The 21,970-nt window shown below is 56.9% G+C and carries 14 protein-coding genes; 5 read left to right on the forward strand and 9 right to left on the reverse strand.

From position 1 onward, the window contains the following. Positions 1-53: 53 nt before the first annotated feature. The 3 genes from ACF8AM_RS19915 to ACF8AM_RS19925 form a co-directional block, all read right to left on the reverse strand. Positions 54-566, reverse strand: a complete 513-nt coding sequence (locus ACF8AM_RS19915) for a hypothetical protein (RefSeq protein WP_392557327.1) — start codon at positions 564-566, stop codon at positions 54-56. A 180-nt stretch (positions 567-746) separates the two neighbouring features. Further along, positions 747-1,739 carry an EamA family transporter gene (locus ACF8AM_RS19920; protein WP_392557328.1) on the reverse strand — a complete coding sequence of 331 codons (993 nt, stop codon included), beginning with the start codon at positions 1,737-1,739 and terminating at the stop codon, positions 747-749. 14 nt (positions 1,740-1,753) lie between these two features. Next, on the reverse strand, positions 1,754-2,698 hold the full coding sequence (locus ACF8AM_RS19925) for a nucleoside hydrolase (RefSeq protein WP_392557329.1): 945 nt from the start codon (positions 2,696-2,698) through the stop codon (positions 1,754-1,756). A 201-nt stretch (positions 2,699-2,899) separates the two neighbouring features. On the opposite strand from ACF8AM_RS19925, the gene trpD reads away from it, so the two are divergent. After that, a complete protein-coding gene (gene trpD, locus ACF8AM_RS19930; RefSeq protein ID WP_392557330.1) occupies positions 2,900-3,928 on the forward strand; it encodes an anthranilate phosphoribosyltransferase in 1,029 nt (342 codons plus the stop codon). A 10-nt stretch (positions 3,929-3,938) separates the two neighbouring features. Here the strand turns inward: trpD and ACF8AM_RS19935 are convergent, their stop codons facing one another. Further along, positions 3,939-5,477, reverse strand: a complete 1,539-nt coding sequence (locus ACF8AM_RS19935; RefSeq protein WP_392557331.1) for an arylsulfatase — start codon at positions 5,475-5,477, stop codon at positions 3,939-3,941. A gap of 111 nt (positions 5,478-5,588) precedes the next feature. On the opposite strand from ACF8AM_RS19935, the gene ACF8AM_RS19940 reads away from it, so the two are divergent. Together ACF8AM_RS19940 and ACF8AM_RS19945 are read left to right on the forward strand one after the other, a co-directional pair. Then, positions 5,589-7,040 (forward strand): sulfatase, encoded by a 1,452-nt coding sequence (locus ACF8AM_RS19940; protein ID WP_392557332.1) that lies wholly within the window; start codon positions 5,589-5,591, stop codon positions 7,038-7,040. 159 nt (positions 7,041-7,199) lie between these two features. Then, entirely contained in the window at positions 7,200-9,551 is a 2,352-nt protein-coding gene (locus tag ACF8AM_RS19945) for a hypothetical protein (protein WP_392557333.1), read from the forward strand. Positions 9,552-9,667: 116 nt separating this feature from the next. On the opposite strand, the gene ACF8AM_RS19950 is transcribed toward ACF8AM_RS19945, so the two are convergent. After that, positions 9,668-10,060, reverse strand: a complete 393-nt coding sequence (locus ACF8AM_RS19950; RefSeq protein ID WP_392557334.1) for a hypothetical protein — start codon at positions 10,058-10,060, stop codon at positions 9,668-9,670. Positions 10,061-10,356: 296 nt separating this feature from the next. On the opposite strand from ACF8AM_RS19950, the gene ACF8AM_RS19955 reads away from it, so the two are divergent. After that, entirely contained in the window at positions 10,357-11,772 is a 1,416-nt protein-coding gene (locus ACF8AM_RS19955) for a glucose-6-phosphate isomerase (RefSeq protein ID WP_392557335.1), read from the forward strand. Between the two features lie 116 nt (positions 11,773-11,888). On the opposite strand, the gene ACF8AM_RS19960 is transcribed toward ACF8AM_RS19955, so the two are convergent. The 4 genes from ACF8AM_RS19960 to ACF8AM_RS19975 all read right to left on the reverse strand — a co-directional run bounded on the left by ACF8AM_RS19960 (position 11,889) and on the right by ACF8AM_RS19975 (position 17,831). Further along, complete coding sequence (locus tag ACF8AM_RS19960; RefSeq protein WP_392557336.1) at positions 11,889-13,202, reverse strand: DUF1552 domain-containing protein; 1,314 nt, start codon at positions 13,200-13,202, stop codon at positions 11,889-11,891. Positions 13,203-13,240: 38 nt separating this feature from the next. Further along, complete coding sequence (locus tag ACF8AM_RS19965; protein ID WP_392557337.1) at positions 13,241-15,727, reverse strand: DUF1592 domain-containing protein; 2,487 nt, start codon at positions 15,725-15,727, stop codon at positions 13,241-13,243. Positions 15,728-15,864: 137 nt separating this feature from the next. Continuing rightward, entirely contained in the window at positions 15,865-16,521 is a 657-nt protein-coding gene (locus ACF8AM_RS19970) for an HAD family hydrolase (RefSeq protein WP_392557338.1), read from the reverse strand. Next, entirely contained in the window at positions 16,521-17,831 is a 1,311-nt protein-coding gene (locus tag ACF8AM_RS19975) for an NAD(P)/FAD-dependent oxidoreductase (protein ID WP_392557339.1), read from the reverse strand. The genes ACF8AM_RS19970 and ACF8AM_RS19975 overlap by 1 nt, the downstream gene beginning before the upstream one ends. 396 nt (positions 17,832-18,227) lie before the next feature. On the opposite strand from ACF8AM_RS19975, the gene ACF8AM_RS19980 reads away from it, so the two are divergent. Further along, a complete protein-coding gene (locus ACF8AM_RS19980; RefSeq protein WP_392557340.1) occupies positions 18,228-21,782 on the forward strand; it encodes an aminotransferase class I/II-fold pyridoxal phosphate-dependent enzyme in 3,555 nt (1,184 codons plus the stop codon). The last annotated feature ends 188 nt before the right edge of the window (positions 21,783-21,970 follow it).

The following is a 21,970-nucleotide window of genomic DNA, read 5'->3' on the forward strand; positions in this document are numbered from 1 at the left end:
GCTGGGAGCAACGATTCTGCTTGCTTCGGAGGATATGGGAGAACCGGTACCGTTCACTGCGCCGTCGTTTTCGATTCCGTATCACGGTGATAAAAAACATTCAAACCATGGTCATTCCGACCGCAGCATCGTTCCGTTTCAGGAAGGGTTCTGGTGGTGCGAGGTCGGCAGTGATTTTGATATCGCACACGGATGCGATCACGTTCGAAAAAGTTTTGAACGTCCAGCAGATTGTCGTGCTGGATCAACGCGATCCGAGCGGCGATCGAGGCGATTCGTTGCATCGCATCGTCGTACGATCGAGCATCCGGAAAACGCTCGGGCGAGAATATCTTCATCGCCACGGGAACGGTGAATCCGTCCGTGCCTCGGTGCTCGGTCAAATAGACCTCGCCCTGTCCGCCACGCCCCAACATCCGACGGAGGTTGTAGTGGCCGGTCCAGTTCATCTTGCGACGACGTGTTAGCTCATCGTAACGCGAGACCAGCTTCGGGTCGCACTGGCTGGATTGCTCTCCGAGATACGTGATCGTCGGAACAGGTTCGTAGCGTGTGGTTGCAGGCATACCATTCTTACCGTCGCGGCGGCTTCCATGTCACCAAACGTAAACCAGCGAAAGGCGGGTGAGTTGCTGGGACGCTTTTACATTACGCGTCAAAGTCTATCTTGACTTGGGATTGATGTTTCGTCGAACGCTAAAAAATAACAGGGGGGTCGAATGCACCGTTTATGGCGGTCGAAAGGGTTACTTTCCCATCAATATCATCGCTGCCCCCAGAAGAATACCGCCGACACAAAACGCTTTTTGTTGAAGGTTCACTTCACCCAAACGTGATGCGCCCAATATCAACGCGACAACGACGCTGCATCTCCGCAGCGTCGAAATGACAGAAACCATCGCTTCCGGGTTCGCCATCGCGGTGAAGTAGACCATGTCCGCGGCCAATAGCAGCGGGCTGATGCACCCAACCGACGTGCGGAACTCAAACTTGGACGCAGGTCGCGGGCGGATGGTTCCGTTGTGGGCCGGCGAGCCGGTGGGGCTTTTCGTGTCCAGATTCATGTCCGCGTCAGAAGCGATGGTTTTGTCGGGTTGTTGGAACCACCAGTGCAGTGCCAAGGGGGTCATCACTGGCAACATATAGATCGTGAACCAGGCCTGCACGGTCGCGGGACTGTAGTGGCCCGTTTGCAAAAGGTATTTGTCGTAGATGGAACTGAGTGACCCAAGCAGCGTTGCTAGCAACATGCATCCCACCCATCGATTGGTTGAAAAGCCGATGCCTTCGGATTTGCCTAGCGTCGAAAAACGCCAAAATGATGCAATCACAATGGCGATGCCAACCCATTGCAGCGAAGTCGGCCGTTCCCCCAGAAAGCCAATCGCGATGGCAATCGTCCACACGGGGCTGGTGGATCGGATCGGTGCCGCAATGGAGAGCGGCAAATGTTTGAGCGAGAACAACGCCAACGTCCACGAGGCACCCACCAAAACGCTTTTGGCAAAAAGTTTACCGTGGTCCGTCCAAGTCAGCGGTTGGACTTTGAGAAACTCAATGGGAAAGGCATCGCCGGCGAACTGTTGAGCGATCAACAACGGACCCCAAATCGATGTGGCCACGCAGGCGCTTGCGAACAAGACCATCGGCACGGCGTTGTCACGAGCCGCCAACTTTTTTGCGAGGTCGTAAACCCCCAGCAAAGCGGCGGATACCAACGCCATCAGCATCCATTCCATGAGCGGACGTTGGGCTAGCGAGTTTGTTGGCCGGCGTAGCGAATGCCTCGCACGATCGCTTCTCGAACGTCAGACGTGCTGGCTCGTCGAGCCACTTCCATATTGACGCTCCATTCTGGACGCAACCGGCGATCGAAAACGGTCATGCCACGGGTCAGGTCACCGTTGACTTCGACATCGCCCGCCATTTCATCCCACTGAAACATTTCTGGTTCCAAGACAGAAATCAGCGTGGTGGCGTCTTGCAACGGGATCACTTCGCGGCCGAGTTTCTGATGCGAGACTCGGAATTTGTAGGGCAGGATCTTGTGCAGCAAGGCGCCGGCTCGCGTGCTTTCCGAAGGCAGCTTTTCAAGCAGGTCAACGCCAAAGGTGACTGCATCCGTGACGTCCAGCGGAACCAAACTTTTGGTGGTCGCTGACGCGACGACTTGTTTGGCACTGGAGGGATCAAAGAAGAAATTCATCTCTGACACCGCTGTCGCGTTGCCGCAGTTCGAGACCGTGCCGCCGCTGATCACGACTTTGTCGATCAACGGTAAAACCGCAGGGTCCAGTCGGCATAGGCGAGCCAAGTTGGTCAGCGGCCCGAGACAAACAATGGTGATTTCCTCGGGGTAACGACGAATCAAGTCCGCCATCAACTTGTCACCGGAATGATCGTTTTGGCGAGTGGCCGATGGAAAGTTGAGCCCCCCCAAGCCATCGGGGCCATTCAAGTGGCTGTCGTCCTGGATCGGCGGGTCGCTGGGGGCGATCGCCGTGCCGATTTGCGGGTAACGTGCCGGGTCCAACAGCGTCACGATCCCCATTGCATTGATGTTCGCCTGTGCCGCGTCAACGGTTCCCGCTGTTGGCGTGATCGCGACAACGTCCAGCCGAGGGTCGAACAACGCCATCGTCAACGCAATCGCGTCGTCAATTCCGGGGTCACAGTCGATGATGATCTTTCTGGTCATTTCATCAGTCTAAGATCTTCCGCGTGGCCCGGCGAGACCCTTGTTGGGGGCATCGGGCGAATCCCGCCGCAGTGGAGTGCCCGCGCAGTGGAGTGAAGGGATGCTGGCTCGCTTCGAATCATGGCAGCAGGCTACACTTGGGGCGTTCATTCCCGCATGCGTTGCCAGAGCGCGCATGAATGCTCTTGTTTTGCCAGGCTGATGACTGATTTTTCAACGGACGCGTCGCTCTCTTTCTCGGATGCCGTAGCCCATGCTCGCGGGGGCAATGATTTGTCGGCGGAACAGACCGGTGCTTTGATCGACGCAATGTTGCAAGGTGCGGCCAATGAAGAAGAGGTCGGGGAACTCTTGTTGGCGCTGCGAGACAAAGGTGAGGCGGTTAGCGAATTGGTCGGGGCGGCGAGAGCGATGCGAAAGCACATGACTCGGATCGACCACGACCACGACGTGTTGCTGGACACGTGCGGCACGGGCGGCAGCGGATCGGGGACCTTCAACATTTCCACCGCAGTCGCGATTCTTGCATCGGCCTGCGGTGTTGCGGTTGCCAAACATGGCAATCGTCGAGCAACCAGCAAGAGTGGTTCTGCGGATGTGCTGGAGTGCTTGGGCGTCAAAATCGAATCCGAACCGGATCAGGTTTCGCGGCGACTCAATGACATCGGGATCTGCTTTTGCTTTGCCGCCAAACTGCACCCTGCGATGCGGCATGTGGTGTCCGTTCGACGCAAGCTCGCCGTGCCGACCCTTTTCAACTTGCTCGGGCCACTTTGCAATCCTGCCGGAGCGACCCACCAATTGCTCGGGACGGCAGCACCCGAAACGCAAACCAAAATCGCCGCGGCGCTCGCTGAACTGGACACGCAGCGAAGCTACGTTTTGCATGCGGAGGACGGTCAGGACGAAGTCTCACTGGACGGGGCCACCTCGTGCATCGAAGTGGCTGCGGGCGACCAACAGAATCACACATGGAGGCCAGCCGATTTTGGGCTGACCCCGGTTCATCAAAATGCTCTCGCAGCAGCCAATCCGCCCGAGTCAGCGGAGATCATTCGCAACCTGTTCGCGGGCAGTCCCGGACCGCATCGCGACACCGTGTTGGCAGGATGTGCTGCGGCGCTGTGTTTGGTCGGGCGAGTCGAGTTGCTCACAGAAGGCGTGCGACTCGCCGCGGAGGCAATCGATACCGGTGCGGCGGAAGACAAACTGAATCAGCTCGCTGAGTGAGCCACCGACGCTATTCCGGATAGCCCTCTTCGCGAATGGTTTGCAGCAATGCCTTCATTCGCTGGACGACTTCAGGGTGCTCGCTAGCAACATTGTCTCGCTGTCCAATGTCGACCGACAAGTCGTACAGTTCGTGAGGTTGTTTGTCGTCGGAGGGAATTTGTCGACGCGATTCCCAGCCCTTGTTGCGACCGCTGACATAGCCGCTTTTCGCGTTGATCAGCAGCCACTTGCCATCTCGCAGCGCGTACTCATCGACGCGAGTGTTTTGGACCAGCGATGGACGATGCGTTTGGTCTGGGTTGGTCAGCAAGGGCATCAAGCTGCGTGAGTCCTTGGCTTGTCCGTCCGGGATCTTGAACCCAAGCATGTCTGCCATGGTCGCGAACACGTCGACTTGAGAAACCAATGCGTCGCATGTCGATCCGGCGGGTGTGACTCCTGGCCAGTGAATGACAAAGGGAACATGGTGGCCGCCTTCGTACAGGTCTCGTTTGAGACCACGAAATGGGTGCGACGACCAGTGATCGAATTTTTCATCCCGAGCGTACGCGTATCGTTCGGGACCGTTGTCGGCAGAGAAGATCACAATCGTGTTTTCACTCTGGCCCGATTCTTTTAGCGCTCGCAGCAACTTGCCGCAGGCGTCATCGGTTTCGCAGACATAATCGCCATAGGGACCAGCGCCGGATCGCCCGTCGAATTCGTCGTTGGGAATGATCGGGGCGTGAGGTGCCGGGAACGCAAAGTACAGAAAGAACGGTTGGTCACTTTCTTTTTGTGATTCGATGAACTGCACGCCACGTGCGAGCGTGGTGGGAATGTTTTGATACGGATCCCAATCCGATGTCATCGGGCCAGGACGACATTCCCAGTTGCCTTCTTTGATTGGCTTCCACTTGGCGGTGTCCATGATCGTGTCGGGGGCTTTGACGACTTTGTCATCTTGGATCCAGCAGTACGGTGGGAAGTTGATCACGGTGTCGCCAAAGTACGAATCGAAGCCGTGATCCAGAGGTCCGTCGGGAATCGATTGCGACCAATCAAACGCTTCCGGTCCGAATCCTTTTTTGCGTCCTTCGCCGAATGGTTTCGCGTCGGGTTTTTTGATCGCATCCCAGTCCCAACCCAAGTGCCACTTGCCGATCGCGGCCGTTTTGTACCCGTGCTGCTGAAACAGTTCGGCCAGCGTCAGTTGCTCGGGTTCGAAAACTGATTCGCCAAATGCGTTGACGATGCCGTGGAAATCTCGCCAATGATGGCGTCCGGTCAGCAACGCGTATCGGCTGGGGGTGCAGATCCCTGAGGAAGAGTGCCCGTCTGTGAACCGCATGCCCGATCGAGCGAGTTGATCCAGGTGTGGGGTCGGGATTTTTGATTCCGCATTCTGCAGGTTCAGGTCGCCGAAACCGAGGTCATCAGCGTACAAAATCAGCACGTTGGGATGCGTTTTGGTTTCGGCCCGTGCCGAGGAAACGCAATTCACGCAGCCCAGAAGTATGATGAGGGCTATGGCGAATGGGGATCGCAAGTGGAGTGGGAATCGCATCGAGGTTCTCGCCGCAAAAGTGCATTTTATTGTGGAAAGCTGCTACTCTATCTCGCCCGTCCACCGTTGTGGTCTTCACCCACCTAAAAACTCCCTCCTGTTTGAAACATCATGATTGCTCGTTGGTTCCGAAAGGTTTCGTTCCGTCACATTTCTCCAGCATGCTGCCTGAGCGTATTTGCTGCGTTGCTGGTTGGCAGTTTGTCGTCCACGGTCAGCGCCGCATCGGGCGACTCAGCGAAATCCTCCGACGCTCCGATGAACGTCGTGGTTTTGTACGCCGACGATTGGCGTCATGACACGCTAGGAGCCGCCGGGAATCCGGTTGTGAAAACGCCCACCTTGGATGCTCTTGCGAGCGAAGGCATGCGGTTCACAGAGAACTGCGTGACGACATCCATTTGCGGTGTTAGTCGAGCGTGTTTGTTCACCGGGCAGTGGATGTCCTCGCACGGTTGCGATGGTTTCAAACCCTTCGAAACTCCGTGGCAGCAAACCTATCCGGGAATCCTGCGAGACAACGGTTACTACGTTGGGCACGTTGGCAAATGGCACAACGGAAAGTTTCCCGGCGACAAGTTCGATTTCGGACGGTCCTACTATGGCCGACACTGGTTCAAGATGCCCGATGGATCGAAGGTGCATGTGACGCAGCGGAATGAAAACGATGCCCTTGAGTTCTTGGACAATCGCCCGAAGGATCAACCTTTCTGCCTGACCGTCGCGTTCTTTGCGACGCATGCCGAAGACGGGAACCCGCAGCAATTTTTGCCGCAACCGGAAAGCATGGGACTGTACCAGGACGTTGAAATTCCCGTGCCCGCCAATGCGACGGATGAATCCTTTCATCGTTTGCCCGAGTTCGTCGCTAACGAAGCCAACGAGGGGCGCAATCGCTATCACTGGCGATTTGATACGCCTGAGAAGTATCAGATCATGATGAAAAACTACTACCGCCTGGCGACGGAAGTGGACTCGACCTGTGGCCGAATTCTGAAAGAACTGGAAGAGCAAGGTGTGCTGGACAACACGTTGGTGATCTTCACGACCGACAACGGTTATTACCACGCGGAGCACGGGTTGGCTGACAAGTGGTATCCGCACCAAGAGAGCATTCGCGTGCCATTGATCATTCGCGACCCGCGGATGCCTGCGGACAAACATGGTTCGACCAACGACGACTTCACGCTCAGCGTTGACCTGGCACCGACGATTCTGAATGCCGTTGGTGCCGACGTGCCCGATTCCATGCAGGGCCGCGATATGTCGATTTTGTATGGTGCCAGCGATGCCGAGCAAGACGATTGGCGTGAGGAGTTCTTCTACGAACACCCCACCATTCGCGACAAGAATTTCATTCCGACTTCGGAAGCCTTGGTGCAAAAGGATTGGAAGTATTTCTACTGGCCCGAATTCGATCGCGAGCAGTTGTTCCACATCGCGGAAGACCCGCATGAGGAAAATGATTTGGTCAACGATCCCGCTCATGCCGATCGGCTGGCCGATATGCGGGCCCGGTTCCAAGAGCTGAAACGCGAAGCGGCGTCCAAGTCGAACGGCTGAACACTGATTTCTGATCCAGAAGGAGCCTAAGAGAATCGGTTCTGATTCGTCGTGTTCTTGGCGTCTTGTTGTGTTGTCTCGGTTTAGAATCGAGGCAGGGCGTGTTGGCGCCAGTCAGTGCGTTTCAGGCTTCTCCTTGACTCTTCTGGATAGACAGGCATGAATGGCTTCCTTTGGAACCGAACGCTGTTGGGTTCGTTGTTGTGTTTCGTCGCGATTCCGCTGTGGGCTCAAGAGGCAACACAGCCTCCTTCCCAAGCACCGGTCAGGGAGGCGGAGAAGCAAGCGGTTCCGGAAGTGGAACTGTCGCTTCGGTCCGTCACGCTGCACGCTGCCGGGAAAGGTTGGTTCGAGTACCGTGGCACGATCCGCGGTCCTGGTGTCTTCCGTGTCGAGGTGGGCGAGTTCGAACTGAACGAAGCGATTCGCGTGTCTCGGATTTTGGATCCCTCGGCGACGGGAAAGATTCGGATGGTTTCGCCGCCGGATCCGGTGCAGCCGGTGAAATCACTGCCCAACACGCGAACTCTGGGCGACCTGTTGGTTTCGATGAAAGGCCAGCGCATCGTTGCGACGGAGCATTCGGGCAAGAAGGTCGAGGGCACGCTGGTCTCGATTGAGCACCGCGCCAAGATTGTCGACGAACAACGAATCGAGCGTGAGGTCGTGACCGTGTTGACCGAGACCGGGCTGAGCTCGATGTGGGTGGATGACTTCGCGTCCATCGACGCTTCGGACGAGGGTTTCCAAGCTCGTTTGAAAGAGGCTTTGGATAATGAATCTCGTTCGGCCGAACTGGCAACCCATGCGGTTGAGTTTGTGTTCGGTGATGGCCCCGAACGAGAGGTCACGATCGGTTTGATGCGTTCGGTACCGATGTGGAAAGTGAGCTACCGGATCGAAGGCGACCAACTGATCCATCGCAGCATCGTTGAGAACACGTCGGGCGTCGATTGGGAGGGTGTTGAGCTGAGCTTGATCGACGGAAGTCCTGTTCTGTTTACCATGGATTTGCGTTCGGTCCTGCGTGCCCGGTGGGAGCCGTTGCAACGCCCGACCAGGCATGTCGCGATAGCGCCACGGTTCAGTGAATCGCTGGGGCGAGCGTATGGCGACCACGAGTTGGCAGGTCCAGGGATCCGCGAGGAGACGATCGGGATGGATGGTTCCATGGACATGATGGGCATGGGCATGGACATGGACATGTCGATGGGCATGGGAGGAGGCGGCGGCATGGGCGGAATGGGCGGCGGCGGAATGGGTAGCGGTTCGTTTGGTGCGATACCTGGTCGTGCAGGCGGTAAAGGTGGGATGGATTTCTTCGCAAACGATTCCGGTTACGGCAGTTCGCTGAACCAAGTATTGACCGAAACCACGGACGCTCCCGCCGGCAGCACCTTGGAATTGCAGTTCGAATCCGTTGCATTGGCAGACGGCAAAACCGCTTTGTTGGACACGTTGGTCGATCCCGTCTCGATCCATGACGTTTCCGTCTATCGCCAGTCCTATCATCCGACGGCAACGCTGCTGTGCTTGGAAATTGAAAACAACACGCCCGCGTTATTGCCGTCGGGACCCGGCAGTGTTCTGGCCGGCGATCAAATGCGGTCGATCCTTGGTGAGGTTGTGCTCCCCGATTTGGCACCGTCAGTCAAACGCTTGGTCGGGTATGCGATGGACGGTGGCGTGCGTGTCACCACGCATCCGGTTGAAATGACCTCCGACGAACAATCGATCCAAGTTGATTCAAAGCTGCACCGGATCACGGTTCAGATGCGGCATCAACGAGAGACCAAGTACGACGTGTTGAATCGATCCGGTGATGACCGGACCGTGATCTTGGAGGTCCCCCTGCCACCACAACCATTCGAGTTGCAGGCGATGGAAGACAAAGACGTCGAGGTCGAGAAAACCGACCAGTGGCATCGATTGCGATTCAAGATTCCGGATGCTGGCTCTCGGGAGATCGTGACCGTGGCGAGTCACACTGCAGACGATTCCAGTGCCTGGGGCGAGATCGCAATGGGAACTTTGGAACGCTGGATCGCGGAAGCCAAATGGGAAGAGGCACAACTGGAAACGATTCGAAGCATCCTGGCGGATCGACGCTTACTGTATGAAACAGATCGCACGTTGGAAGGTTTGTTGGATTTGCGAAATCACCTGGTGACGGAACTCGAACGCATTTCGAATCAGCTGACTCGTCAGCGTGGCAGCAGCTCATTCCCCCGGGAAGTGATTCAGCGTTACCAAACCGAATTGCTGAAACAAGAAAACCGCTTGGCTCAGTGCGAGCAGCGAATGCAAGAGTTTGCGAAACAGCGTCGGGGGTTGGTTGATCGACTGGGCATGGATCACGAACTGCCTTCCACACTGTCGCGATTGAAGGCGTTTGTCATCGACACCGATTTGATTCCTGAAGGCATGTCGACGGTGTTGCCGTCGGAAACCGCCACGCCCGCAACGCAGCCAAAGAACGATCCGTTCGGCAGCGACCCATTTGGACAGTGACTCAATTGGATAGCGGCGTGTTTGGATGGAGCGAAAAATAAGTGGTGTAGGCTTCCAACCTGCATTTGCACTGAAAACAGGCTGGAAGCCTATTCCACACGTTCCGTCCACTCATTTCAGTTGTTGCTGAAGTGCATCTTGAGACTGCGTTCGCGGCCCAGTGGATTGCTGCGGTAACGGCGATAGCACGATTCGCACAAATCGAATGTTTGCGTCACGATTTCGCCGGTCGAGATGGGAGCGTCTCGCAGTTCGGTGGTCGCCGCGTCGACGAAACAACCGGGATCGTTTTCGTTGCGAGGCAGAGCAGCGTCCTGGTCAATCAGATCGACCAGGTCGTCTTCCGCTTCGTCGGCCTCGATCGCTTGGTGAAGTGCATCCAGGTGGTCAACGGCTTCGTCGTCGTTCCATTCCTCTTCCAATTTTTGTACCTCGATCGCAATGGTGTATCGAGAGCTTTGTGTGGGGTCAATTTCTTGTCGACATCGATCACATGTGTAGTGAATCATCTCGAAGTGACTCGCCAGAATGAATGAAAGGCAATTGCCAAAAGATAAGTGGCGGCAGATTCGCATCGCATTCGCGATTGTTCCTCCGCCTGGCCTCCATGTTACTTCTCGGCGCACGTGGCTCGCAAGCGTTTTCTTTTACGGAGGCCCGTGATTGCCTGCGGTGGTGCGGAATGGCCCATACCCTGCCCAGCGACGAACGATCCAGTATCATCGTCGCTCGTGGGCACTGCGTTGTCATTCAAACCTGTTCATTCATTCGAAAACCCTCTCCTCTTTTCTGCACGGACCCCATCATGAGTTTGCTCCGTTTCGACGCTTCTGGATCGATCAACGACGACTACGGGATCACCCAGTCGCAAATCGATTCCTTGAAGGGCCAGATGGAAACCCTTCGTACTGAGATGGTCGAAACCGATCAAAAGCAATACGAATCCGGTGACATTCCTGCTGACAAACAACCGCTCGACGCTCGGTTCTTTTGGTTGCCAGAAGAAATGTTGGAAGCCTATTCGAAAGAGCGAGAAGCTTCGGAGCTGGGGCGGATTTTCAAAGTCGCCAATGGACTGCATGACCAAATTGACGCAGCCGTGGTTTTGGGGATTGGCGGGTCCTACATGGGGGCTCGGGCGATGATGGAAGCTTGCTGCGATCCGTATCACAACGAGATGAGCCGTGCCGCTCGGGGCAGCAAACCGCGGATGTATTTCGAAGGCAACAACGTCGACAACGATGCCTCCGATTCGCTTCTGCAACGCGTTCGTGCGGGCGGGTACGCCGACAGCGACGCCGAGAAACGGCACGCGATCATCGTGATCAGCAAGAGCGGCGGAACGATGGAGACCGCCGTCGCGTTTCGTCAATTCCTCGCCAATCTTGAATCGGAACTGGGAACGGAAGCGGACGAGTGGTTGTCGCGTTTGGTCGTTCCAGTGACCGGAGAAAGCGGCAAGCTGCACGACTTGGCCACCGAAATTGGTTGCGATGAAATCTTCACTGTGCCCGATGGTGTTGGCGGCCGCTTCAGCGTTCTGTCGCCCGTGGGATTGGTCCCGGCTGCGTTCCTCGGTTTGGACTGCATGAAGTTGCTCGAAGGTGCCGTGGCAATGAACGAGCACTTCAAAACCGCGGACTACGCTGACAACGTGGTGATGCAGTACGTCGCCGTGAACCACTTGCTGTCACAGCACCGCGACAAATCGATTCGCGTGATGAGCGTCTGGAGCAAGGCTCTGGAATCCGTCGGATTGTGGTACGACCAATTGCTGGCTGAATCGAACGGCAAAGACGGCAAAGGTGTGACGCCGCTGACCACGCTGAACACTCGCGATTTGCACAGCCGTCACCAACAGCACCAACAAGGCCGCAACGACAAAGTTTTCAACAATGTGATCGTCGAATCACAGCGGACGGATTCATTGGCAGTCGGTCACTCGCAACGCAATCAAGACACACTCAACGACATCGCGGATAAAACACTGCCAGACATCATGGCAGCCGCGATCAAGGGAACCAACGACGCTCTGCATGCGGATGGACGTCCCACGACCGACATCATTTTGCCGCAAATCGACACCCACGTTCTGGGGCAGTTGTTCCAAATGTTGATGATCGCCACCGTGATCGAAGGTCGTTTGTTGGGCATCAATCCCTACGGGCAACCCGGGGTGGAACAGTACAAAACCAACATGAACAAGAACCTCGGACGCTGAGGTTCGCAAGGCGGTCGACAACCTGTAGCTCGGTGGTCCCCCACCGAGACCTGCACTGCACCTTGCGTGTTCACGGTGAGCCCCACCGTGCTAAAGGTTTTGTGTGATTTGGTCCACTACGTCGTTGATTTGAGGCCGTCGATCCCGGCCGATGTGCTGGACCCGAAGGCGTCGATTTCGAGACCCATTCGCTGAGCCAGTTCGACGTACAGATTGCAAAGCGGAGTGTTGTTCGCCGCGTCGTGCGCCACGTACTGACCGTGCCGATAACCACCTCCGGCCAGCAGGATCGGAAGGTTTCGCCAATCATGTGCACTGGCGTTGCCCAGGTTCGACCCGAACATCACTGCGGTTTGATCGAGCAACGGTTGGCCGTCTTCCTGGATCGATTTCAACTGGTCCAGGAACTCACCAAAGGCCTCCCATTCTGCTGCTTCAATTCGCTTCAACTCGGCAATCTTCTCGGGGTCTTTTCCATGGTGCGATAACCCGTGCCAATCACTCTGGACGCCCGGGATTTGTGGGACCGAGTTCAGTCCCGCCAATTGGAACGTGATGGTTCGTGTCGAATCCGTTTGCAATGCCAAGGCGATCGTCCGGTACATCAGTTTCTGCCGCTCAATCGCGAGGGCTTTGTCGTTGATGTCGGACAGCGGTTGTTCGTCGACGATTGGCTTGGGGCGACGGACCCATCCCTCGGATTGTTGCAAACGTGATTCCAGGTCACGGACGGAGAGCAAATATTCATCCAGTTTTCGCTGGTCTCGAATTACGAGTTCGCGTTTGAGTGAATTGGCTCGCGCTGCGACGGTGTCGAGCACGCTGCGTCCCCGGCGAAGGCGGTCCAGGTCAGCCTCGACTTCGTGCGGTTTGCCATCGACGAACATCGCGCTGAACAGTTTGGCCGGCGAATGCTGGGCGGGGATCTCGACGCCGCTGGCGGTCCATGACAGAGACTGTCCGCCGGTTGTCAGTGCCAAAAAAGGAAAACGAGTTTTCAGACCGATTTGGTTGGCGATCAGTTGGTCCAGCGAGATGGTGTTTCGAAAACCCGCCAACCCAGGACGTCTTGCGGCGGTCAACCACGTCAGTTCAGACGCATGGCCGTTGTTGCCATTTTGCTCCGGGTGAGACAAACCCGAAAACAGGCTGAACTCCTCCCGGTGCTGTTGGACTTTTTCGAGGTAAGGCGTGATCGCGTAGTCACGACCGGGAGAATCTGGGAACAGGTGCCCGCCGTGAAAACCAAGCGACGCGCAGATGGCAACGAAACGCTTGGGCGTTGATTCCTCACCGGAGGCTGAATCGTTCGCCAGCACACGCTGACCAAGCGACGGCCCCATCGCCTCCAGAAAAGGCAGTGCCAACGCTGCACCACCGGCGGACCGCAACAGGCGTCGACGAGACATCGGTCGTGAAGGAAACAACATGGTGTTTTCGTGTGGATTGGTGGTGTGGCGGAGAAGGTTCACTTGTTTCGGAAGATTTCGCTGGCGACGACCAAAGCCAACATGGTGCGAAGGCGGTGCCCCCGCTGCGCCGATTGGCGTGTCAGCGATTCGATTTCTTCTCGATCGGAAAACCCCATTTCGCGTCCGGTCGCGAAGGTCAGTAGTTTGGTGAACAACGATCTAGCGAGTTGGTCAGGATCCTTCAGCAGGCATTCTCGAAACGCCTCAAATCCGCCAAAGGACTCACCCGAAGGCAAGGTTCCGCTGGAATCCACCGGGAGGCCGAGACGGTACTGCACGCGACGATTGTTGACCCGCAGGTCGACTCGTTCGCCTTCGCCGAGGCTGCGGTAGCGATCACGCCAACCGCCAATGGGGTTGAAACTTTCCAGTGCGAAACCCGGCGGATCGATCAACGCATGGCAGGAACGGCACGTGTCTTCGTTACGGTGTTGGTCGAGCAGTTGACGCAGCGTCGCCGCTCCACGAATATCCGGTTCGACACCGGAGATGCCTGGCGGAGGTGGGGCTGGATGCACGCCGAGCAATCGTTCGGTCACCCACACGCCACGCACGACGGGCGACGTGTTGGTTCCGTTGGCGGTGACTTTTAACACGCTGGCTTGGGTGATCAATCCGCCACGGACGGAGTCTTCAGGAATGGAGACACGGCGAATCTCGGCATGGTCCACTCCGTCGATCCCATAGTGACTCGCCAATCGCCGATTCAGCATCGCGAAATCGGACTTCACCAAGTCCGTCACGGGCAAGTTTTCACGAATCAAGGTGGCGAAGAACTGGCGTGTCTCTTCTAGCATGCTGTCGCGCAAGTAGGTGTCGTACTCGGGGAACAATTTTTGATCGGGGCTGGTTTGATCGATGTCACGCAGGTTCAACCAAGCGTCAGTGAAGTCGACCACGAAACGCTCAAACCGTGGGGCGTCGACCAGCCGTTTCGCGTGGCGTAGCAGTGAGTCGATCGATCGAGTCAGTTCGTGTTTTTCCGCCGCTTGCAACAACTCAGCGTCCGGCGTGGTGCGATGGAAGAAGTACGACAAACGAGTGGCGAGCGCATGGTCGTCCAGGGTGCCGGCGGGTTCACGCAAGTACAGGAAGTCTGGTGAGCAGAGGATCGCCGCAACAGCCGTCCGTAACGCCGATTCGGTGGAGGCACCTTGTTCGCGCTGCGCATGGAAAAGAGCGATGGAAGGCTGCAGTTCCTCGTTGGTGACAGGGCGTCTGATGACGGTTGAGGCGACCCGTTGCAACGTGCCTTGCAGCGATTCGTCGAGGTTGTCGCTGGTCAGTTCGAACTCCGGTTTGTACCAAGACTTTTCCCGCTTCGATGGCGGATGGGGCATGATCTCATCGCGTTGCCAGCCATCAAAGATCAAACGGTGACCACGTGACGGAAACTCCTCGTGCAGTGGTCCTTCCAGCCGCACCTTTGCGATTGCCAATCCAGGTCCGGTGTATCCGTCGACGCCTTGGTTGCGAATGTTGTAGTCGTGAACCACCAATCCGTACGGGATGATGTTCAGCATGTAGCGATATTCCAGATGCGCGGTCAATTCGATGGTCGTCATCTCGCCATTGGGACCGAGCGGCGGTATGTCGAAGTAACCCAGCGTCGGCCGTTCACTTCCGCGAGCGAAGCTTTTGGCGCCGACATACATCGGGATCGTCTGTTTGGTTTGGTGGGCATACCCGGTGATCGAAATTCGGTAGCGTCCCGATTCGGGAATGCTGCTGGTTCGAAGCATGCCGTCTGGATAACCGAAGTCTTGGTAGAACACGACGGATCCATCGTCGAGTTGTTTCCAGACCTTGCCCAAGTGCGTTTTGGCTTCGCGTGTTTCCGCGTAGTGCGTTTCGATCACATGAGTCTTGGGCGGTTCAGCCGTTTTCGCGATCGCGGCGTCGAGCACCATGTCCGCCGCATCGAGGTAGCGTTCCAAGTGGACCATGGAGATGCCAAGCGTTTCTCCCACGTTGTTGAATTCGTGGCTGCGTCCATCGGCGGGCAACAGGGATTCGAGTTCGAGCTGGGTGCCAAACAAATCGTTCAGAGTGTTCTCGTATTCACGGCGATTGAGCCGGCGAAGCACCGTGCCCTTTTCCGACGCATGATGCTGTATCAGCGGAGCGGCCAGCGCGGTCGTGAAATCAGTTCGTTGAGATTTGTCGAGCGTGGACGAATCCGGCGGTGGCATCTCGCCGGATTGCACTCGATCGTGAATGCGAACCCAGGCGGCCAAGTCAGCCGCTCCTGTGACCGTTTGCCCAAGTGTGTCCAGGTCGAGCCCGCCCTCGGAGGCACCATCGGCGTGGCAGTCGCGGCAATGATTTTGCAAGAAGGTTTGGATCTCGATGCTCGAAACCGACGTCGGTTCTGCTGCGTTCGATTTCATCGTCGACCCCGCCAGTGCCGACACCACAATCGCCCCGGCGGTCATTGAGTGGGCGATCGTTGGAACAATCGATCCGGCGATGAAGGACGTCATTGGTCGGGTCAACGTCACGGCACGCGACCAGGCAAAGTGACGGCCAATCAAGGCGGATCGGATTGCAGGTGGCATGTTCATGCCACGATTTTAGTCCATCGACTTTCGGGGCGTGGGCGTCAGATTGTCGAATGCGCTCACGCGTTGAGGCGGACGTCGACCCATTCCATGCCGGCTTTTTGAGCGGCTTGGAAACCCAGGGGGCTGTCTTCGAAGACGAGGCAGCGTTTCGGGTCGACTCCCATGCGTTCCGCCGCACACAAGAACACGTCGGGTTCTGGTTTGTGCAGCTGCGTGTCTTCGCTGCCGACCAACACGGGGAACCAATCCGCGACGCCGATAGCTCGCAGTTGATCCGCCACGATGTCCCGCATCCCGCCGCTGGCAACGGACATGGCGATCCGGTTGAGGTGGCGTTCAGCGATATCGGTGACGTGGGCAAGACGCTCGACTTTGGGGATGCGAGCGATGAAATTCGCTTCTTTTTCTTCCGTTGCCAGGTCAACGTCGACCGTCACGCCTTGTTCGGAACTGAGCACCTCGATGATCTTTTCGCTGGGCATTCCTCCCATCGCGTAAAACCGCGATTCGGGAAATTCGATGCCGTAATGCGTCATCGTTTCGTGCCATGCCAAGTAATGCAGTGGCATCGAATTGGTCAGTGTTCCGTCGCAGTCAAAGATCAATCCTTCGTACCGATCCGTCAGGTCATGATGGATCACGGATTCCAGCGTCAGTTGGCCGGAATCGTTGGGGCGGAGAAGCAAAGCAGCGTCAGATTCAGATGGAGGCATTAAGTTGACATGGGTTTGGTTTCGGCCATCGATTCGGCCTTGGACATGGCGTCGGCCCGAGCCATTTCGATGGAGCGGTCCAAGGCCGGGAACATTTTGCCCGCATCTTCGTGGAAGACCCGCCCGATCAGCAAGTCCGTGACATTGCCCCGGTACTCGGGATGTTCTTTCATGAACCGTCCGATGCTGAAATCTTTGTTGTAAAAAGCGTGCACAAGCTGACGGACTTTCGACGCACCTTCTTTGAAGTCTTCCGTCCAGTTGCCCAGTTGTTCGGCGGACAGGTCGTCTTTTTTCAGTCCTTCGACGATCGCATCGCCAGCGCGAACGCCCATTTCCAAAGCGAAATAGACTCCGGACGAGTAGACCGGGTCAATGAATCCCATGGCGTCGCCGATCAGAACCCAGCCTGGTCCGGAGTGACGGCGAGTCATGTAGCTGAATTCTTTCGCGGTGTTGATTTTGGCCACGCGAGTTGCATTGGCCAACCGAGGTTGCAGTCCGGGGCACAGGGCCAGTTCTTCTTCGAAAACCTGCTCGGGCGTCCCGCGGCCTTTGAGGAGGAAATCGTTGTCTCCCACACATCCGACGCTGGTGACGCCCCGAGATTGAGGGATGAACCAGAACCACGAGTCGCGCGATTGGGTGTACAGGATGATGGTTGCGCCGTCGTTGTCGCCTTCGCCCCGCACCGCGTCGCGGTAATAGGTCCAGATGGCGGCCTTTTTCAGGTCCTGGTTGATTTCACGCAGACCCAACTTTCCCGCCAGGAATGACTGTTGGCCGGTCGCGTCGACGACGACTTTGCAGCCGATGGTTCGTTCGGTTCCGTCGGCGGTTCGGATCACAACGGCGCGAGCCACCGGCTGATCGGGGCTCTCGCCTGGTTCCGTTTGTACGTCCACTAAACGGGTTTGGTCAAAGCAGTCGGCACCCCATTCCGAGGCTCGGTCAAACAGCATCTTGTCAAATTCACTGCGTTCGACCTGCCAGGTCGTGCTGCACTCACGTTCATCATGCTGGCGGAAAAAGAAGGGGGCCGATTCTTTTCCCGTGTGGGTTACGAATTGGACGCTTTTCTTGGTCTGCCACCCCGATCGTTTGACATCATCGATCAATCCCAGACGCTCCAGAGGCCAGTAACACTCCGGCATCAGGGATTCGCCGACGTGAAACCGAGGCACGGGCTCTCGCTCGATCAACAGCGTGCTGGCACCAGATTCCGCCACAATCGACGCCGCAGTCCCACCGGCGGGACCTCCACCAATCACCACGCAATCGTAGAAATCCTTCATGTTTGGCATATTCATCAGCACAGGGGGGGAGTTCGAAACGGAAAACCGGAATCGGGCGGGGAAGGGTGTACCGGAAAAACGGTCCCACAGACAACGTGACTGTTTTTCGCCAATGTCAGGTGGCGTTGAACACCTCGTATACGCCATTATACCGACGTAGCAACTCGATCTTGAGATGCCAACGCAGACAGATTCCAAATGGATTGAATTCGATGTCTCTGGCCCCCTCCTGTGGATGTGCCGGGGGGCTTTGTGGGGCCAACCCTTGGCTGATCACTGCCATTCGTGCATCATTGCGTGAATGACTGATTGCCTCCCCGCACCGAATGACTGGTCCTGGAGCGTCCAAGCGTACGGTCAAGAGAGAACGAGATTGTTCTGCGACGGCATCATTGCAACAGGTTGAATTTGGTGGACCTCCAACAGTATTTCAAAAACGAAACGCCTCCTCGCGACCATTTTGTCTCGGTTTTGCGGCATTGGGTTGAGGTGCGCCCAAATGCGCCTGCCTTCACGTTCACCGACGGGGAAGGCTCGGACCAAACGCTTTCCTACGCTGAATTGTGGGACGAGGTCCGCGGCCTGGCCGGTTATTTGCAAGGGCGGTGCGGGATCCGTGCGGGCGACCGAGTGCTGCTGCTCTACCCGCCAGGGCTGGATTTCGTCATCGGATTGTTTGCGACTCATGCGGCCGGAGCGATCGCTGTCCCGGCCTATCCGCCTCGCCGCAACCGCAAAGCGTCTCGGATTCGTTCGATCGTGGTCGACGCCGACGCCCGTTGGGCTCTGTCGACGCGGGCTGTGGTCGATCAGCTTTCGGGCAATGAATTGCACGAAGATTTGGTGGGCGTTCAATTGCTCGGAACCGACGTCCCCAGCAAACGCGACGCGGCACATTGGCGTTGCCCAAAACTTCGTAACGAAGCACTCGGTGTCTTGCAGTACACCTCGGGTTCGACCGGATCACCCAAAGGAGTGATGCTGACGCAGGCCAATCTGATCGCCAACAGCGAATTGATTTTGCACGGGTTCGAACCACGATCGCAGATCATTGGTGCGTCTTGGTTGCCGACCTACCACGACATGGGATTGGTTGGTGGCGTGTTGATGCCGATGTTCGTCGGACGACACAACATTCTAATGAGCCCGATGGCGTTCCTGCAGCGGCCCAGTCGTTGGCTGCAAACGATCGCTCGTCATCAAGTCACGATCAGTGGTGGTCCCAACTTCGCCTATCAATTGTGCGTCGACAAAATTCGCGATGAAGAACTCGAAGGCATCGACCTGTCTTCATGGGAAATCGCTTTCAATGGCGCAGAACCGGTTCGTTCGTCGACGCTGGACGCATTCACCGAACGATTTGCAAAGTACGGGTTCCGACACAGTTCTCACCTGCCGTGTTACGGCATGGCGGAGACAACCCTGATCGTCACCGGTGGCCCCGTTTCGCCACGCCCTGTCCTGCAACAATTTGACGGCCCAGCTCTGGACGAAAAAGCGGTTCGGCCCGCGGTCGACGTCCCCGCCAGCACGGATGAACAACCGGGCACGGATGAACAACCCGGCACGGAGGGCGAGCAAGGAAAAGAAGTTTCCAAACGGGCGACGAGAGAATTGGTCGGCTGCGGTCAAGTTTTACCGGGCGAGCGCGTGGTGATCGTCGATCCTGACACGCTGCAAACCCTGCCACCCGATGCCATTGGAGAGATCTGGGTTCAGAGCCCATCGGTCGGTCGTGGTTACTGGCAGCGTCGCGAACAATCCACCAAAACTTTCGCGGCGATGACCTCCGAAGGCGAAGGCCGGTTCCTGAGAACCGGCGACCTTGGGTTCTTGTACGGCGGCCAGTTGTACGTGTCCGGTCGGCTGAAGGACATGATCATCGTCCGTGGCGTCAATCGTTATCCGCAGGACATTGAAGCGACCGTGGAACACGCCAGCGATGTCGTGCAGGCAGGTTCCGTCGCTGCGTTCGCCATGAATGCGGACAGTGACGAAACAGAAACAGGCCGCGAGAAATTGATCGTTGTCGCCGAGACCGTTCGCAAACGAGACTTGGACTGGGACGAACATCTTCAGTCGATTCGCCGAGCGGTGACGGAAGAACACGATTTGCCACCGGACGCAATTTATTTGGTTCGCAACAGTTCGGTGCCCAAGACCAGCAGTGGAAAGATTCAACGTCACGCTTGTTTGCATGCGGTTCGGGACAAAGAACTGAAGGTGATCGCCCAGTGGATTCGGGGCGAAGAGTCTTCGTTGCAGAACGCCGGTTTGGCTGGCGAAACCATGATGAAAGCTGCGGCTGCATCGGATGCCGGAAGTTTGGATTCGGTGGCCGATCCCGTGGTAGCGGAAGCGATTGTGTCGCACGTTCGAGCGATCGCTGGGGAACGGGCTGGATCGATTCAGCCAGATACAAATATCGTTCTTGATTTGGGACTCGATAGTTTGGAACGACTCGAGATTGCACGGAACTTGGAACGCACTTTCGGCGGCCGATTCCCCGAACAGGTGCTGGACGAAATCGAAACGATCGGCCAAATCGCGACGGCCGTGGAACGTTACCTTCCTGCCGGTGCTCGCGGACGCGCGGAGCAATTCTTGGCGGGTCGACGTGACACGCAGCGAGATGGTGACGACGATCTGGTCAACACCCACGCCAATGGTGAAGCCAGCGTGGACGGCGAAGGCCCGCTTGCTCGCGTCATGCAAACGCCGCAGGTCGAACCAGAAGACGACTTCACGCAGTTTGCTGAGTACCGTCGTTTGAAATCGACGATGCGGCAAATGCAATTGACCGGTGTGCCCAACCCTTACTTCACCGTGCATGACTGCGTGGTGGGCGACAAAACCGTCGTCGACGGTAAATCGTTGATCAGTTTCGCCAGCTACAACTACTTGGGGCTGAGTGGTCATCCTGAGGTTTCCAAAGCCGCCGCCGATGCGATCGCAAAGTACGGCACAAGCGTCTCGGCGAGTCGTTTGGTGAGTGGCGAGAAACCGATTCACGGCGAACTGGAACGCAAAATCGCGAAATGGGTCGGGGTCGACAGTTCCATCACGATGGTCGGCGGTCACTCGACCAATGAAACCACGATTGGACATCTCGTCGGTCCAGGTGACTTGATCTTGCACGATGCCCTGTCGCACAACAGCATCGTTCAGGGCGCGTTGTTGTCCGGTGCCAAGCGACGCCCGTTCCCACACAACGATTACGAAGCTCTCGACAAAATGCTGACCGCTCTGCGTGGTCAGTACCGCCGGACGCTGATCATCATCGAAGGTGTCTACAGCATGGACGGCGACTTCGCCGATGTGCCGAAGTTCATCGAAGTGAAGAAACGTCACCGTGCAATGCTGATGGTTGATGAAGCTCACAGCTTCGGAACCATGGGAGCCACAGGTCACGGGATCGCCGAACATTACGGTTTTGACGCTCGTGATGTGGATATCTGGATGGGCACGCTCAGCAAATCTGCCTCTTCCTGTGGCGGCTACATCGCCGGCAGTGAAGCGTTGGTGGAACTGCTGCGCTACACCGCGCCTGGGTTTGTCTTCAGCGTGGGAATGCCGCCTGGCCAGGTGGCCGCCGCGATCGCTTCGTTGGACGTGCTCGAACGGGAACCTGAACGTGTCGAGCGACTGCGCCGGAACAGCGAGTTGTTCTTGAATCTCTGCCGTGAGGCTGGTTTGGACACTGGAGACAGCGGCGGAACTCCCGTTGTGCCCGTGATCACCGGAAACAGTCTCGTGGCACTTCGATTGAGCAACCGTTTGAAGAAAGACGGGATCAACGTTCAGCCGATCCTGTACCCGGCGGTTGATGAGTCCGCCGCGCGGCTGCGGTTCTTCATCACCAGCGAGCATAGCGAAGAGCAGATTCGATTCACTGTCGAGCGAACCGCTCACCACTACAACGACTTGAGTGACTCGCCTGTCGCACCCCTTCGCGGTACCGGGTAAGCGTCCTTGCAGCGTTGACGTGGCTCGATCATTCCGGATGGCTGAAAATCCGAAGCATCGGATAATGTCGTTCGTCAGGATTTCCCCCGGCGACGAATGGGCAATTCGTGTTTAGACTGGCGGAATGAACAAACGACTCACGCGAATCAGCAAGTACCTGACCTTCATTCTGCGGCACGAACCGCAGT

Origin of the sequence: Rhodopirellula sp. JB055 (assembly GCF_043100905.1) — a bacterium.
Lineage (GTDB): Bacteria > Planctomycetota > Planctomycetia > Pirellulales > Pirellulaceae > Rhodopirellula.